Here is a 15,453-nt window from a genome sequence, read left to right on the forward strand (position 1 = left end):
GCCGGCAGCACGGCCGAGCCGGCAGCACGGCCGAGCCGGCAGCACGGCCGAGCCGGCAGCACGGCCGAGCCGGCAGCACGGCCGAGCCGGCAGCACGGCCGAGCCGGCAGCACGGCCGAGCCGGCAGCACGGCCGAGCCGGCAGCGCCGCTGCGCCGGCCCGGCGGAGAGCTCAGTCGTTGCGGGCCGCCTCGGGGCCGGTGAGGCGCCGCAGCAGCGGAAGGGTCGAGGCGATCACGGCCAGCGACGCCGCCACCCCGATCAGCACGATCACGTAGTACGCGACCCCGGGCGCCCGCAGCGACAGGTGCATCTGCGCCCGGAGGAACAGCGCGGCGCAGAGGAAGCCGGCACCGGCCGACACGACGGCCGCGGTCAGCAGCGGGGTCACGCTCTCCAGGGCCACCACCCGGCGCAGCGTCGCCAGCGGCACCCCGGTGAGGCGCAGCATGCTGAACGGCCGCTTGCGCTCGGCCAGTCCCCCGGCGACGGTCACGGCCAGGCTGAAGCCGGCGATCGCGAGGCTGGTCAGCACGACCACGTCGGCGAGCCGCCGCCAGCCGTTGAACACCTTCGCGCCGTCCGCTTCCCACTCGGCGGGGGTGATGGGCCCCCAGAGCGTCGGGTACGCCGTGGTGACGACCGTCCGGGCGCGCTCGACCGCGGCCGCGGAGCCGTCGGTCTCCACCACGAGCGACAGGGCGGGCAGCTCCGGCAGCCGGGCCGACGGGAAGTCCGCGGCCGGCCAGGCACCGGTGAACTCCGGCGGTCCGACGAGGTCCGGCCAGGCCCAGGCGATCCGGGCGCCGGGCTCGCACTGCCGGGCTCCGGCCGTACGGGCGATGTCGGCGCAGTCGGCCAGGCCGTCCGGGAAGAACCCCTGCCGCCTGGGCAGCTCGGCCGGGGCCGCGCGGACGACCGTCACCGTACGGACGCCGGGCACCGCCGCCAGCCCGGGCGGCACCACCGTGCCGGTCGGCGCGGTCTTCCGGTCGCGGAAGATCAGGCCGAGTTCGCCCGCGTAGCCGACGTCCCGGCGTTCCCGGTCGGCGGCGATCGTCGTCATCACGCCGACCGCGACGCTGGTCACGAAGAGGGCGAGCACCAGGCCGCCGACCGCGCGGAAGCCGGCCTTCGGGTCGTCGGCGAGACGCCGGGCGGCGATCAGCGACGCCGGCCGCCGGGCCCGCCGGGCCAGCAGCCGCGAGCCGGCCATGGTGAGCCACGGACCGGCGATCACCAGCCCGGCCATGACGATCAGGATCCCGGGAAGGAACGCGAGCACCTGGCCGTTCGTGGTGTCGGGCCGGCGGCCGACGAACCACGCGAGCTCCGCCATCCCCAGCGCCAGCGGCACGAGCCGGTACGCCCGCGGCGGCCGCGGCGTGACCCGCCGGCTCACCCCGAGCGGCGATATCCGTACGCGGCGCAGGGCGAACCTGGCCACCAGCGCCGCCGCCACCGGCACGCCCAGCCCGACCCCCAGCGTGCCGGCGAGGCTCGGGGACAGGTCGGCCGGGAACATCGGCGCGCCGGTGAACGGCACCGCCGCCAGGGTGCCGCGGAAGGCGTAGAAGAGCGCGAAGCCGCCGAGGGTGCCGGCCAGGGCGGACACCGTGGACTCGACCGCGGCGACGGTCGCCACCTGCCGCGGGGTGGCGCCGACCAGCCGCATGGCGGCGAAGCGCTGCTCCCGCCGGGTGGCGTTCAGCCGGGTGGCGGAGCCGATCAGGATCAGCAGCGGGAAGATGAGGGCGCCCGCCACCACGGCCAGGACGAGCTGGAGGCCGGCGGCGGGGATGCCGGACCAGCAGCCGCCGGGGCACCGTTCGGGCGCGGCGTCCGGCAGGTGCGAGACCCGGGTCGCGCCGGGCCGGGCCGACAGTTCCCGCGGGGTGTAGCCGACCACGGCGACCAGCGAGTCCGGCGCGGGCAGCGCCGCCGGGCCGATCGTTCCCGCCAGGTGGCCGGGGAACCGGGCGCCGAGCTGGTCGGCGGGCGCGCCGGCGAGCAGCTCCCGCAGCGCCGGCGACGCGAAGAACTCGCCGGGCCCGGGCAGCCGCGCCAGCCCCGGCGGTACGGGCGAGGCCGGCCCGGTGGCCGCGAGGTCCACCCGGCCGATCGTCCGCTTGTCGTAACTGTCGACCCGCAGCTGCCACCAGAGCGGATCCGGATCGCCCGGGGCGGCGGGTGTCAGGGCGGCGTTGGCCCAGCCGTAGCGGTCGTTCTGCCGTTCCACACCGCTCATCCCGGCGACGGCGCTGAGCAGCATGCCGACGCCGAGGGCCACCGCGACGGCGATGATGGCCAGCCGCAGCGCCGCCTCCCGGCCCCCCGCGACCGTGAGGCGGAGCCCGAAGCGGATCACGACCCGACCGGCTCTCCGGCGAGGGAGTGGACCTTGCCGTCGCGGACCACGACCTCGCGGCCGGCGTACGCGGCGACCCGCGGTTCGTGGGTGACCACGATGACGGTGGTGCCCTGCTCCCGCGCGGAGTCGACCAGCAGGTCCATCACGTGCTCGCCGGTGAGCGAGTCGAGGGCGCCGGTCGGCTCGTCGGCGAAGAGCACCCGGGGGCGGGCGACGAGGCCGCGGGCGAGCGCGACCCGCTGCGCCTGACCGCCGGAGAGCTCGCCGGAGCGCCGCCGCTCGAGCCCGTCGAGGCCGAGCCGGGGGAACCATTCCCGGGCGGCGCGCACCGCGGCCGTCCGGCGTACGCCGTGGAGCAGCAGCGGGAGCGCGACGTTCTCCTCGGCGGTGAGTTCGGGCACGAGCTGGCCGAACTGGAAGACGAACCCGAACGTGTCCCGGCGCAGGGCGCTGCGCGCGGTCTCGTCGAGGGTGTCCAGGCGCCGGCCGTCGAAGTGGATCTCACCGTCGTCCGGCGTGAGGATGCCGGCCAGGCAGTGCAGCAGCGTGGACTTGCCGGAGCCGCTCGGGCCCATGACGGCGAGGACCTCCCCGGCCTCGACGGTGAGGCTCGCGCCCCGCAGGGCGGGGGTCTGCCCGAAGGACAGCGTGACGTCGCGGGCGGTGATGATGCTCATCGGCGTACCTCCTTGGCGAGGGCGTCGAGGCGGGCCGCGGTGAGTTCGATCCACCGCAGGTCGGCCTCGAGGTGGAACAGGCCGTGGTCGGCGAGGAGCGCGTCGACGAGAGCCCCGCCGCGCTTGATCTCGGTGAGCTCGCGCATCCGGCGCAGGTGCGCGGCGCGCTGGGTGTCGAGGTATTCCTCCGCGGGGCGGCCCAGCATCAGCGCGAGGGTCACCTTGGCGAAGAGGGTGGTCTGCAGGTGCGGCTCGGGCTCGACCGGCTCGGTGAGCCAGGTGTCCACCTCGGTCGCGCCGGCGTCGGTGATGACGTAGCGCTTGCGGTCGGGGCCCTCGCCCGGGCCGACCTCGCTGACGACGACCTTGCCGTCGCGGGCGAGCCGGCCGAGGGTGGCGTAGACCTGCCCGAAGGAGAGCGGCTTGCCCCGCCCGAAGAGCGCGTCGTAGTCGCGCTTGAGGTCGTAACCGTGGCTGGGCTCCCGCTCGAGCAGCCCCAGAAGTGTCAGCGGCACCGTCATGCCGGCGACTATACGCTGAGAGTATACGCCGAAGGAATACCCGGCTCAGGCGCCGATCAGACGCAGGGCCGCCGGGCGTACGCGTACGGTCACCGGACCCGGCGGCAGCGGCTCCCCGTCGGCGTAGCAGGGGGTCGGGCGGTCGGTGGCGACGGTGACCTCGCGGACCGGGCGGGAGGCGATGCCCGGCATCGTCACGTGCTCGCCGCGGCGCATGGCCGCCAGCACCGGCAGCAGTCGGCGGCGGCCCAGGTCGCCGATCGTCACCAGGTCGAGCAGGCCGTCGTCGAGCAGCGCCGCGGGGGCCACGCGCAGGGCGCCGCCGTACCACGGGCAGTTGGCGACCACGACCGTGTTGCCGCGCAGCCGCTCGCTCGTCCCGTCCACGGTCAGCTCGTAGCCGACCGGCCGCCAGCGGGCGAGCACCCCCACCGCGGCGAGCTGGTACGCGATCGGCCGGCGCGGCAGCCGCCAGCGGTTCGCCGCGTCGTTCGCCGCCGCGTCGAGGCCCGCGCACACGCTGCCCAGCACGACCCGCTCCCCCGCCATCGCCACGTCGACCGGCCGGCTCGCCCGCCCGCACAGGGCGGCGGCGAAGGCGGCCGGGTCGTCGCGGGGCAGAGGCACCGCCCGGGCCAGGTCGTTGCCCCGTCCGGCCGGCACCACCCCCAGCTCGGCCCGGGTGCCGGCCAGCCCGGCCGCGACCGCGCCGGCCAGCCCGTCGCCCCCGGCCGCGAGCACCGCGTCACCCCGGGCCGCTGCCGCGGCGGCCAGCTCCGTGGCATGTCCGAGACCCCGGCTGTACGCGACCTGCACCCGGGCGCCGCCGTCTCGCAGCGCCCGGGCCAGCGCGATCATCGTCGCCGCGGCCGTACCGGCGCCGGCGGCGGGATTGACCACCGCCGTGAACGCGTCGCGGATCACGGGAGCAGGATCCCCGGGTTGAGCACGTTCGCCGGGTCGAGGGCGCGCTTGACGGCGTGCAGGGCGGCGACGCCGGCCGGGCCGATCTCCCGGGCGTAGAAGGGGCGGTGGTCGCGGCCCACGCCGTGGTGGTGGCTGATGGTGGCCCCCGAGGCCGCGATCGCCGCGCCGGCCGCCGCCTTGGCCGCCCGCCACTGCGCCACCGGGTCGTCGGCCTGCGCGGCGACGACGGTGAAGTAGAGCGAGGCGCCGGTCTCGTACACGTGGGAGACGTGGCACATGACGATCGGCGGGGTGCCGGCACCGTCGAGGGTGTGCGCGAGCGCGTCGCGGACCGCCGCGTACGTGTCCGGCAGCCGGTCCCAGAACGCCGCGGTCTCCAGGGTCTCCGCGAGGGCCCCGGCGTCGAGCAGCGCGTCGCGCAGGTACGGCGCCCGGAACCGGCCCGCCACCCACGCCCGCCCCGGGCCGTCCCCGAGAGGCTCGGCCCCGTACGACGCGAGCCGCCCGGCGGGGTCCGCGTCGCCGAGGTGGCCGACGACCGCGAGGCAGCCGCCGTTCGCGTCCGTACCGGAGCCGGTCGCCGCGTTGATCGCGGTCTCGACCTCGTCGGAGAGCCGGACCACCGCCGGCGTCGGGCCGTCCTGGGCCAGCGCGCGCACGGCCCGCAGCCCTGCGTCGAAGGACGGGAAGGCCCAGCCGGCGTACCGGATCTCGCGGGCCGGGCGGATCCGCAGGGTGAGCTCGGTGAGCACGCCGAACGCCCCCTCCGAGCCGAGCATCAGCTGACGCAGGTCGGGCCCGGCCGCCGACTGGGGTGCGCGGCCGAGGTCGAGGGTGCCCGCACCGGTCGCCGCCCGCAGCCCCACCACCATCTGGTCGAACCGGCCGTAGCCCGCGGACGCCTGGCCGCTGGACCGGGTCGCCGCGAAGCCGCCCAGCGTCGCGTACTGGAAGGACTGGGGGAAGTGGCCCAGCGTGAAGCCCTCCGCGGCGAGCAGTTCCTCGGCGCGGGGCCCGCGAACGCCGGCCTGGAAGGTGGCGGTCCGCGACGTGCGGTCCAGCCGCAGCAGCCGGTTCAGCCGGCTCAGATCGAGGGCCACCAGCCCGGCGTAGCCGTCGCGCACCGCCCGCAGCCCGCCGACCACCGAGGTACGGCCGCCGTGCGGCACCACGGCGATCCGGTGCTCCGCCGCGATCCGCAGCACGTCGAGCACCTCGTCGTGCGACGCCGGCCGGGTCACGCCGTCCGGCGCGTGGGGCAGGGCGCCGGACCGGGCGGTGAGCAGGTCCTCGGTGGACATGCCGGTGGCGTGCCGCAGCCGCGCCTCCGGCGAGACGTCCAGGCCGGGGAAGGCGGGCAGCGGCGCCGGCTCGGGCAGCACCGGCTCGGCGCCGGGCCGCGGGCCGGTCACGCCCAGGGCGGCGGAGAGCAGGTCGCGTACGGGGGCCGGCAGCGCGACCGGCTCACCCCAGCGGAAGGTATTCATGAGTTACACTGTGACATGTGACGTCAGATCGTAACAGGGCCTCCGGTGACGACGCGCTGCTCGACGCGGCACGCGACTGTGTGCTCGCCGTGGGGCTGCGGCGCACCACGCTGACCGACGTGGCACGGCGGGCCGGCGTCTCCCGCATGACGATGTACCGGCGCTGGCCCGACATGGCCACGCTGATGGCCGACCTGATGACCCGCGAGTGGAGTGCCCTCGCGGTCGCGGCCGAGGACGAGGCGGTCGGCCTGACCACCCGCGACCGCATCGTCGACGGCCTGGTCCGCGGCGCCCGGGCGCTGCGCCGGCACGCGATGTTCCGGCGCGTCATCGAGCTCGACCCCGAGGTGCTCCTGCCGTACCTGGTGGATCGGCGCGGCAGCGTGCAGGACGCCATCCTCGCGCACCTGATCGTCTCGATCGGCGAGGGCCGCGACGACGGGTCGCTGCGCCGCCAGGATCCGGTCCTGCTGGCCCGCGCGGCGGTGCTGGCCACCCACGGCTTCGTCATCTCGGCGTCGACCATGACCGGCCCGGCCGGGACCGGCCGCGAGATCACCGAGGACGCGCTCGACGACGAGCTCCGCCTGCTCCTCGACCGCTTCCTGCGGCCGTGAGCACCACGTCGCTGACCGCGGCCCGCCGGGCCCGTGAGCTCGCCGGGCTGGCCGGCGGCGACCTTGTGGACGTCCTCGTCGTGGGCCTGGGGGTCACCGGCGCCGGCGTCGCCCTGGACGCGGTGTCCCGCGGGCTCTCGGTGGCCGCCGTGGACGCCGGGGACCTCGCGTACGGCACCTCGCGCTGGAGCTCGAAGCTGGTCCACGGCGGGCTGCGGTACCTGGCTGGCGGGCACCTGGCGCTGGCGTACGAGAGCGCCACCGAACGGGACACGCTGCTGCGGCGTACGGCCCCGCACCTGGTCAGCGCGCTGCCGTTCGTGCTGCCGCTGACCCCGTTCGTGCCGGGGAGCCGGGCCTGGCTGACCCGGGCCGGGTTCGCCGCGGGCGACGCGCTGCGGGTGGTGGCGGGCACCCCGCGGGCGGCGCTGCCCCGCTCGCGGCGGATCCCGGCGGTGGAGGTGCGGCGGCTGGCTCCGGCCGTACGCCGCACCGGGCTGCGCGGCGGCCTGCTGCAGTGGGACGGGCAGCTCGTCGACGACGCGCGGCTCGTGGTGGCGCTGGCGCGTACGGCGGCCGGCCTCGGCGCGCGCATCGTGACCCGCTGCGCCGCGGAGGAGCTGCACGGGCGCGGCGCCGCCGTCCGCGACACGCTCAGCGGCGAGCGCCACGAGTTGCGCGCGCGGGCCGTGGTCAACGCGACCGGCGTCTGGGCGGGCGGGCTCGACCCGGCCGTCCGGCTGCGCCCGTCCCGCGGCACCCACCTGGTGCTGCGAGCGGCCTCGCTGGGCCACCCCGCGGCGGCGCTGACGGTGCCGGTGCCGGGCGAGCGCAACCGGTTCGTGTTCGCGCTGCCGCAGCCGGGTGGTCTGGTCTACGCCGGGCTCACCGACGAGCCCGCCGACGGGCCGGTCGACGGGCCGGTCGACGACGTGCCCCGGCCCGGCCCGGCGGAGGCCGGCTTCCTGCTCGACGTGCTCGGCACCGCCCTGGACGTCGCGCCCACCGACGCCGACGTGGTGGGCGTCTTCGCCGGCCTGCGCCCGTTGCTCGCGGGCCGGGCGGGCACCACCGCCGACCTCTCCCGGCGCCACGCGGTGCGCACCTCGGCGAGCGGTGTCACCACGGTGGTCGGCGGCAAGCTCACGACGTACCGGAGGATGGCGCAGGACGCGGTCGACGCCGCGGTGACCCACGCGGGCCTGCCGGCCGGCCCCTGCCGGACGGCGCGGTTGCCGCTGGTCGGCGCGGCACCGCCGGCCCGGCTGGCCCGCCTCGCCGCGCCGCCCCGCCTGATCGCCCGCTACGGTGCCGAGGCGCCCGCGGTCCACGCGCTCGGCGCCCGGGAGCCGGCGCTGCGCGAGCCGGTCGCGCCCGGCGTCGAGGTCACCGGCGCCGAGCTGCTCTTCGCGGTGCGCCACGAGGGCGCGCTCACCGAGGACGACCTGCTCGACCGGCGTACCCGGATCGGCCTGGTGCCCGCCGACCGGGAACGCGCCCGGCCCGCCGCCCGCGCCGCCCTGCGAGGGTCCTGAGGCGGAAGCCATGACAAATGTCAGTGGCTGAGTGAGTGCTCGCTCATTAAGCTTCCGGGCGTGACTTCCCCGTCCGAGGGGGTCCGGCGCCGGAGGGTGCCGGCCCTCGCACCCGACGAACGCCGGGCCGCGCTCATCGCCGCCACGGTCCCGCTGCTGCACGAATGCGGGATCGAGGTCAGCACCCGGCAGATCGCCCGGGCCGCCGGGGTCGCCGAGGGCACCATCTTCGGCGTCTTCCCGGACAAGACCTCGCTGGTCGTCGCCGCCCTGCTGCACGCGCTCGACCCGCAGCCGACGCTGGACGCCATCGCGGCCATCGACCCGGCCGCCGGGCTGCGCGAGCGGCTGGCCCGGGCCGCGACGCTGATCAACACCCGGTTCACCGAGAGCGCCCACCTCATGGCCGGCGCTCGCAAGCTGGTGTTCGCCACCGGCGGTCATCCCGAGGCGGCGGCCCGGATGGCGGAGTCACGCGACCGGCTCACCGAGGTCCTGACCGACCTCATCGCGCCCGACGCCGGCCGGCTCCGGCGACCGCCCGCCACGGTCGCCCGGCTGCTCCTGCTCTTCTGCGGGGCCAACTCGTTCGGGCCGTTCGGCGACCCGGCCCGCTTCGACGGGGACGAGCTGGTCTCCCTGCTGCTCGACGGGCTGATCGTCCGTCCCACACCGACCACGGGGGTGCCTGACAGGTGCTGATCCAATTGTTGCGCGCGCGGCTGCGGGCGTACGGAAGACCGATCCTGCTGGTCGTGCTCTTCCAGTTCGTCGCCACGCTGGCCACGCTCTATCTGCCCACCCTGAACGCCGACATCATCGACAACGGCGTCGTGCCCGGCGACACCGGCTACGTGATGCGCGTCGGCGCCGGGATGCTGGGGGTGACGCTGGTGCAGATCGCGGCCCAGGTGGCGGCGGTCTACTTCGGCGCGCAGGCCGCGATGGGCGCGGGCCGGGACATCCGGGCCGCCATCTTCGCCCGCGTCATGGACTTCTCCGCCCGCGAGGTCGGCCAGTTCGGCGCGCCGTCGCTCATCACCCGCACCACGAACGACGTCCAGCAGGTGCAGATGCTGGTGCTGATGACCTTCCTGCTGATGGTCTCGGCGCCGATCATGTGCGTCGGCGGCATCCTGCTCGCGCTGCGCCAGGACGTGCCGCTCTCCGGCCTGCTGCTGGTGATCGTACCGCTGCTGCTGATCGTCGTGGCGGTGCTGATCGCCCTGATGCGCCCGCTGTTCCGCAGCATGCAGGTGCGCATCGACAAGGTGAACCGGATCATGCGCGAGCAGATCGCCGGCATCCGGGTGATCCGCGCGTTCGTCCGCGACGACCGCGAGCAGGCCCGCTTCGGCGGCGCCAACGACGAGCTGACCGACGTCTCGCTGCGGGTCGGCAAGCTGATGGCGCTGATGTTCCCCACGGTGATGCTCATCGTGAACGTGTCCAGCGTCGCGGTGCTGTGGTTCGGCGGGCACCGCATCGACGACGGCTCCATGCAGGTCGGCGCGCTCACCGCGTTCCTCAGCTACCTGATGCAGATCCTCATGGCGATCATGATGGCCACGTTCATGTTCGTCATGATCCCCCGGGCCGAGGTGTGCGCCGAGCGGATCGAGGAGGTGCTCGGCACCGAGACGTCCGTACGGATCGCCGCCGCACCGCTCACCGAGCTCACCCGGCACGGCGAGCTGGAACTGCGCGACGTCGACTTCCACTACCCCGGCGCGGAGTCGCCGGTGCTCTGCGGCGTCAGCCTGTCGGCCCGGCCCGGCGAGGTCACCGCGGTCATCGGCAGCACCGGCGCCGGCAAGACGACCCTGCTCAACCTGATCCCCCGGCTCTTCGACGCCACCGGCGGCGAGGTACGGGTCGACGGCGCCGACGTCCGTGACCTCGACCCCGCCCTGCTGTCCCGGCTCGTCGGCCTGGTGCCGCAGCGGCCGTACCTGTTCAGCGGCACGGTCGCGTCCAATCTGCGGTACGGCAACCCGGACGCCACCGACGAGGAGCTGTGGGCGGCGCTGGAGGTGGCGCAGGCCCGCGACTTCGTCGAGCGGATGGAGGGCGGGCTGGCGGCCCCGATCGCCCAGGGCGGCACCAACGTCTCCGGCGGCCAGCGGCAGCGGCTGGCCATCGCCCGGGTCCTGGTCCAGCGGCCCGAGATCTACCTCTTCGACGACTCGTTCTCGGCGCTCGACTACGCCACCGACGCGGCGTTGCGGGCGGCGCTGGCCCGGCAGACCGCCGACGCGACGGTGGTGATCGTGGCGCAGCGGGTGAGCACGATCCGCGACGCCGACCGGATCGTGGTGCTCGACGACGGGCTCGTGGTCGGCACCGGCACCCACGCCGAACTGATGGACGGCAACGAGACGTACCGCGAGATTGTTCTTTCCCAGCTCACAGAGCAGGAGGCCGCAGCGTGACGGCGCCGAACCGCAGACCGGCCGGGCCGCCGATGGGCGGGCCGGGACGCATGATGGGCGGCGCCATGCCCGTCGAGAAGCTCCAGGACTTCAAGGGATCCACCAAGCGGCTGCTCGGCATGCTGCGCCCGCAACGGATGCTGGTCGGCCTGGTGCTGCTGCTCGGCATCGCCAGCGTGGCGCTCTCCGTGGCCGGCCCGCGCATCCTCGGCCACGCCACCGACGTCATCTTCGCCGGCGTGATCGGCAGGGGCCTGCCCGAGGGCGTCCCCAAGGATCAGGTCATCGCGCAACTGCGGGCCCGCGGCGAGACGAACCGGGCGGACATGCTCGCCGGCATCGACTTCGTGCCCGGCCAGGGCGTGGACTTCACCCGGCTCGGCCACATCCTCGTCTGGGTGCTGGCGCTCTACCTCGCCGCCTGGTTCTTCGGCGTGCTCCAGGGCCGGCTGACCGCCCGGGTGGTCCAGGCGACCGTGTACCGGCTGCGCCAGGACGTCGAGGCGAAGCTGTCCCGGCTGCCGCTGTCCTACTTCGACCAGCAGCCCCGCGGCGAGGTGCTCAGCCGGGCCACCAACGACACCGACAACATCGCGCAGACGTTGCAGCAGACGCTCGCCCAGCTCGTCACGTCGGTGCTGATGATCATCGGCGTCCTCGGCGTGATGCTGTGGATCTCGCCGCTGCTCGCGCTGATCGCCATCGTCACCGTGCCGGTCTCGGTCTGGGTCACCACCCGGATCGGCAAGCGGTCGCAGCCGCAGTTCGTCGCGCAGTGGGCGACGACCGGCCGGCTCAACGGCCACATCGAGGAGATGTTCACCGGCCACTCGCTGGTCAAGGTCTTCGGCCGCGGCAAGGAGGCGGCGGAGACCTTCGAGGAGCACAACGCCAAGCTGTACGCGTCCAGCTTCCGGGCGCAGTTCATCTCGGGCCTCATCCAGCCGGCCATGATGTTCATCAGCAACGTCAACTACGTGCTGGTGGCGGTGGTGGGCGGCCTGCGGGTGGCCACGGGCGCGCTGTCGCTCGGCGAGGTGCAGGCGTTCATCCAGTACTCGCGCCAGTTCAGCCAGCCGCTGACCCAGGTCGCGAGCATGGCCAACCTCGTGCAGTCCGGCGTGGCCTCGGCCGAGCGGGTCTTCGCCCTGCTCGACGCCGAGGAGCAGCGGCCCGACCCGCCCAGCGCGGGGATGCACCCGGTGGAGGGCCGGATCGCCTTCGAGCACGTCTCGTTCCGCTACCTGCCGGACCGGCCGCTGATCGAGGACCTGTCGTTCACGGTCGAGCCCGGCCAGACCGTGGCGATCGTGGGGCCGACGGGCGCCGGCAAGACCACGCTGGTCAACCTGCTGATGCGCTTCTACGACGTGACGTCGGGGCGGATCACCCTGGACGGCGTGGACATCGCCACCATGCCCCGGGCCGAGTTGCGCGAACGCATCGGCATGGTGCTCCAGGACACCTGGCTGTTCGGCGGGACGATCGCGGAGAACATCGCGTACGGCGCGGACGACCCGTCGGAGGCGGACGTGGCCGCGGCGGCCGAGGCGGCCCACGTGGACCGGTTCACCCGGACGCTGCCGGACGGCATGGACACGGTCATCGACGAGGAGGGCGGCAACGTCTCGGCCGGCGAGAAGCAGCTCGTCACGATCGCGCGGGCGTTCCTGGCGGAGCCGAGCATCCTGATCCTCGACGAGGCGACGAGCTCGGTCGACACGCGTACCGAGGTGCTGATCCAGCGGGCGATGAACCTGCTGCGCTCGGGGCGTACGTCGTTCGTCATCGCGCACCGGCTGTCGACCATCCGCGACGCCGACGTGATCCTGGTGATGGAGGAGGGCGCCATCGTCGAGCAGGGCACGCACGACGAGCTGATCGCCGCGGGTGGCGCGTACGCCCGGCTCTACTCGGCCCAGTTCGCCCAGGCGGCGATCGACGTGGAGTGACCCACCCGGGTACGCGGAAGGGGGCGGCCCGCTCGGGCCGCCCCCTTCGTCACTGCCTACTGCTTCAGCGGATCCGGATGCGCAGGCTCTTCGAGGTGTTGGTCATCAGGCCGACGTCGCCGTCGCCGTAGACCGTCGCCTTGTAGAGGTACGAGGCGCCCGACCGGAGGCCGGTGAGCGTCCGGACGTACTTGCCGTTGGCGTCCAGCTGGCCGAGGCCGACCGTGCTCCAGGTGCCGTTGCTGTTGGCGCGCAGGATGCGCACCGACAGGCCGGCCACCCGCGGGTCACCGAAGACGCTCAGCACCGCGGTGCCCCGGCTGGAGGAACGGGCGTAGAAGTCCGGGTCCTCCTTGAGGTACACGGTGATGGCGTTCGACTGCTGCTCGCCCACGGTCGTCCGGAAGTGCCAGCCGGTCGTCGTGAACTTCGGGAAGAAGCTGTACGCGCCGGTGTCGTTCGCCGTGGTGGTGCCGAGGCTCTCCCACGCCTTGTCCTCGGGAGCGCCGATCGGCGAGCCCCAGAGGGTGACCGTCGCGCCGGCGGCGGCCGTACCGTTCAGCCGCAGCGAGCCCACGCCGAGCCGGTAGCTCGCCGAGGAGGTCAGGGTCGGCGCCGGCGCGTCCGTGCCGCCGTCGCTGGCCGCGATCGTGACGACGCCGTCGATGACCTTGCCGGCACCGAAGGCGGTGCCGCTGGCGAGGATCGTCTCCGGGCCCTCGCTGGTGGTGTCGTCGACGATCTCCAGCGGGTTGCCGACGTCGACCGACGCGCCGGACGGCGTGCCGCCCGAGACGTACACCGGGACCACGCCCGGGTTGATGAAGTCGGCGGGCGACGCGGCGACGGTGCCCTTCACCGACGCGCCCTGGAAGGTGACGCTGAACAGGCTCTGGTCCTGCGCCACACCGTTGGTGATGGCCCGGACCTGCACCTTGTCGCCCTCGTTGGCCTTGGCGCTGACCACCTCGATGGTGGGGGCCTCGTCGTCGTTGGTGATCGTGAGGGTGGCCGTGCGCACGTCCGCCGCCACGTTGCTCGACGACGGCGTGAGCTGCACCTGCATCGACTCGGTCAGTTCGTAGACGTCGTCGCCGTTGACCAGGAAGTAGACGTATCCGGTGGTCTGGCCCGCGGGCACGATCGCCGTGGCGGCCGGCTCGACGTAGTCGAGGACGCCCGGCAGCGGGTTCGCGCTCACCGAGGTGGTCGCGGTGCCCTGGATGTCCTGGACGGCGAACTCGACGTTGGACGAGGCGGCGTTCGAGAGCTTGATCGGGAAGACTGCGACCGAACCGCCGTTGCCCTCCGCCATCGTCACCGATCCGACCGTGACGGTCGGCTTGGCGTCGTCGTCGGTGATCTGGATGCTGACCGGGGCCAGCGGGGCCGGCACCGTCGCCGTCGAGCTCGACAGCGTCAGGTCGAAGGCCTCGTTGCCCTCGTAGACGGTGTCGCCGATGATGTCCACCGTGAACGTCTTGGTGGTCTCACCGGGCGCGAAGGTCAGCGTGCCGGAGGTGGCGGTGAAGTCGGCACCGTCCCACGCGCTGTCGCCCGCGGTGAGGTAGTTGACGGACACCGTCTGGCCGGACGCCTTGTTCAGCTTGACCGTGAAGGTCTGCGCCACCTTGCCGGAGTTGCCCTCCGGCACCCGGCGGGTGCTGGGCAGCAGCGACACGGTCGGGCTGTCGTCGTCGTCGGTGATGCCACCGGTCGCGACGGTCTTCGTGCCCAGCGCCGCGATGGTCGGGGCCGAGATCGTCGCGTGCAGGTCCTCCGGGTCGACCTCGTCGGTCGAGTCCGCCGTCGTGCTGACGGTGAAGTTCTGCTGCGTGCTGCCGTTCGGGATGTTGGCGTTCACCGTGGTGGCGGGGAACGTGACCGTGGCGTTGGTGACGGCGGTGTAGTCCTCGCCGGCCTTGGCCGTGCCGTGCGAGGCCGCGGTCGTCGAGTCCAGGTCCGAGCCGGGGCCGTCCGCGGTGCTCGCGGCGACGGTGACCGCCCGCTCCGACGGGCCGGAGAGCCGGACCGGGAACTTCAGCGGGTCGCCCTCGTCGGCGGTCGTGGGGTCGATGGTGACCTCGGGCTGGTCCTCGTTGTCCGAGATGGTGACCGTGGCCGTCCTGGTGCCGGTGACCGTCGCGCTGGCGCCGCCGGTGATGGTGAAGCTCTGCTCCGCCTCCTCGTACAGCGGGTCATCGGTGATCGCGATGGTGAGCGGGGCGCTCTGCGGCTGGCCGGGCGCGATGTCCAGGGTGGTGTTGGCCGGGATCGCCACGTAGTCCTGTCCCGCCTTGGCGGTGACGTCCGCCGAGGTGACCGGGATGCTGATCGCCTTGCCGGACGTCGCGGAGAGCTCCGCCCGGACGGTCACGGTGCCGGCGGCCTCACCCGGGGAGCTGTCGTCGAGCTGCAGCGTGTAGGTGGGGGCGTCGTCGTTGTCCGTGATCGTGCCGGTGGCGGTGATCGTGTCGGCGCCGAGGGTCGCGGTGACCGTGAAGGTCTCGCTCTCCTCGTCCATCGAGTCGTCCGTCGTGCTGATCGTGATGGGCAGCGTCTGCGTCGTGGTGCTGCCGTCACCGAGCGGGAAGTTCACCGATCCGCTGGCCGGGGTGAAGTCGTCGAGGTCGGCGGCGTTCGGGCCGCTCGGCGTGGCGGTCCAGGTCAGCGTTTCGGCCGCGAGCGGCGCGACGCCGGTGCGGACGATGTTGAAGACCAGCGGCTGGCCCTCGGTCGCCGACACGGACGTCGACTGGAAGGTGTAGCCGGGAATCGCGGCTTCGGCGGGCGAGGCGACCATGACGGCCGGAACGAGGCCGATCACACCGGCGACGGCGGCGGACAGCATCGTCCGGACCGACTTGGGGCCACGCAGCATGAACGGTACCGAGCCGCTCTTGGCCGCATGGACTGGTTGATAGCGCATGTA

Annotated in this window: 11 protein-coding genes; 5 read left to right on the forward strand and 6 right to left on the reverse strand. The window is 74.1% G+C overall.

The window, feature by feature from the left end; genetic code table 11:
• Positions 1 to 171: 171 nt before the first annotated feature.
• The 5 genes from CLV70_RS28835 to CLV70_RS28855 are packed head-to-tail and all read right to left on the reverse strand — an operon-like array spanning position 172 to position 5,982.
• Complete coding sequence (locus CLV70_RS28835; protein ID WP_106129764.1) at positions 172 to 2,367, reverse strand: ABC transporter permease; 2,196 nt, start codon at positions 2,365 to 2,367, stop codon at positions 172 to 174.
• Positions 2,364 to 3,047 carry an ABC transporter ATP-binding protein gene (locus CLV70_RS28840; protein ID WP_106129765.1) on the reverse strand — a complete coding sequence of 228 codons (684 nt, stop codon included), beginning with the start codon at positions 3,045 to 3,047 and terminating at the stop codon, positions 2,364 to 2,366. The genes CLV70_RS28835 and CLV70_RS28840 overlap by 4 nt, the downstream gene beginning before the upstream one ends.
• Positions 3,044 to 3,568 (reverse strand): PadR family transcriptional regulator, encoded by a 525-nt coding sequence (locus tag CLV70_RS28845; RefSeq protein ID WP_106129766.1) that lies wholly within the window; start codon positions 3,566 to 3,568, stop codon positions 3,044 to 3,046. The genes CLV70_RS28840 and CLV70_RS28845 overlap by 4 nt, the downstream gene beginning before the upstream one ends.
• A gap of 45 nt (positions 3,569 to 3,613) precedes the next feature.
• Entirely contained in the window at positions 3,614 to 4,492 is an 879-nt protein-coding gene (locus CLV70_RS28850; protein ID WP_106129767.1) for a diacylglycerol/lipid kinase family protein, read from the reverse strand.
• Positions 4,489 to 5,982, reverse strand: coding sequence for an FAD-binding oxidoreductase (locus CLV70_RS28855; protein WP_106129768.1), 1,494 nt, complete (start codon positions 5,980 to 5,982; stop codon positions 4,489 to 4,491). The genes CLV70_RS28850 and CLV70_RS28855 overlap by 4 nt, the downstream gene beginning before the upstream one ends.
• 17 nt (positions 5,983 to 5,999) lie before the next feature.
• Between CLV70_RS28855 and CLV70_RS28860 the strand changes: the two genes are divergently transcribed.
• From CLV70_RS28860 to CLV70_RS28880, 5 genes are read left to right on the forward strand one after another with little or no spacing between them, the layout of a single operon-like run.
• Positions 6,000 to 6,602, forward strand: a complete 603-nt coding sequence (locus tag CLV70_RS28860; RefSeq protein ID WP_211303925.1) for a TetR/AcrR family transcriptional regulator — start codon at positions 6,000 to 6,002, stop codon at positions 6,600 to 6,602.
• Positions 6,599 to 8,137: a glycerol-3-phosphate dehydrogenase/oxidase gene (locus tag CLV70_RS28865; protein ID WP_211303926.1), complete on the forward strand. Its 1,539-nt coding sequence runs from the start codon at positions 6,599 to 6,601 to the stop codon at positions 8,135 to 8,137. Before CLV70_RS28860 ends, CLV70_RS28865 begins: the two co-directional genes overlap by 4 nt.
• Positions 8,138 to 8,197: 60 nt before the next feature.
• Positions 8,198 to 8,839 carry a TetR/AcrR family transcriptional regulator gene (locus CLV70_RS28870; protein WP_106129769.1) on the forward strand — a complete coding sequence of 214 codons (642 nt, stop codon included), beginning with the start codon at positions 8,198 to 8,200 and terminating at the stop codon, positions 8,837 to 8,839.
• Positions 8,833 to 10,569: an ABC transporter ATP-binding protein gene (locus tag CLV70_RS28875; protein ID WP_106129770.1), complete on the forward strand. Its 1,737-nt coding sequence runs from the start codon at positions 8,833 to 8,835 to the stop codon at positions 10,567 to 10,569. Before CLV70_RS28870 ends, CLV70_RS28875 begins: the two co-directional genes overlap by 7 nt.
• Positions 10,566 to 12,521, forward strand: a complete 1,956-nt coding sequence (locus tag CLV70_RS28880) for an ABC transporter ATP-binding protein (RefSeq protein WP_425440239.1) — start codon at positions 10,566 to 10,568, stop codon at positions 12,519 to 12,521. The genes CLV70_RS28875 and CLV70_RS28880 overlap by 4 nt, the downstream gene beginning before the upstream one ends.
• A gap of 64 nt (positions 12,522 to 12,585) precedes the next feature.
• On the opposite strand, the gene CLV70_RS28885 is transcribed toward CLV70_RS28880, so the two are convergent.
• Positions 12,586 to 15,450, reverse strand: coding sequence for a Calx-beta domain-containing protein (locus CLV70_RS28885; RefSeq protein WP_106129772.1), 2,865 nt, complete (start codon positions 15,448 to 15,450; stop codon positions 12,586 to 12,588).
• Between the last annotated feature and the right edge of the window lie 3 nt (positions 15,451 to 15,453).

The sequence above is a fragment of the Pseudosporangium ferrugineum genome, assembly GCF_003002065.1.
GTDB lineage: Bacteria > Actinomycetota > Actinomycetes > Mycobacteriales > Micromonosporaceae > Actinoplanes > Actinoplanes ferrugineus_A.

Bases quoted from the DNA above. Each gene is read 5' to 3' on its own strand.
- CLV70_RS28845 (WP_106129766.1), bottom strand. From the start codon at position 3,568: ATGACGGTGCCGCTGACACTTCTGGGGCTGCTCGAGCGGGAGCCCAGC.
- CLV70_RS28840 (WP_106129765.1), bottom strand. From the start codon at position 3,047: ATGAGCATCATCACCGCCCGCGACGTCACGCTGTCCTTCGGGCAGACC.
- CLV70_RS28885 (WP_106129772.1), bottom strand. From the start codon at position 15,450: ATGCGCTATCAACCAGTCCATGCGGCCAAGAGCGGCTCGGTACCGTTC.
- CLV70_RS28855 (WP_106129768.1), bottom strand. From the start codon at position 5,982: ATGAATACCTTCCGCTGGGGTGAGCCGGTCGCGCTGCCGGCCCCCGTA.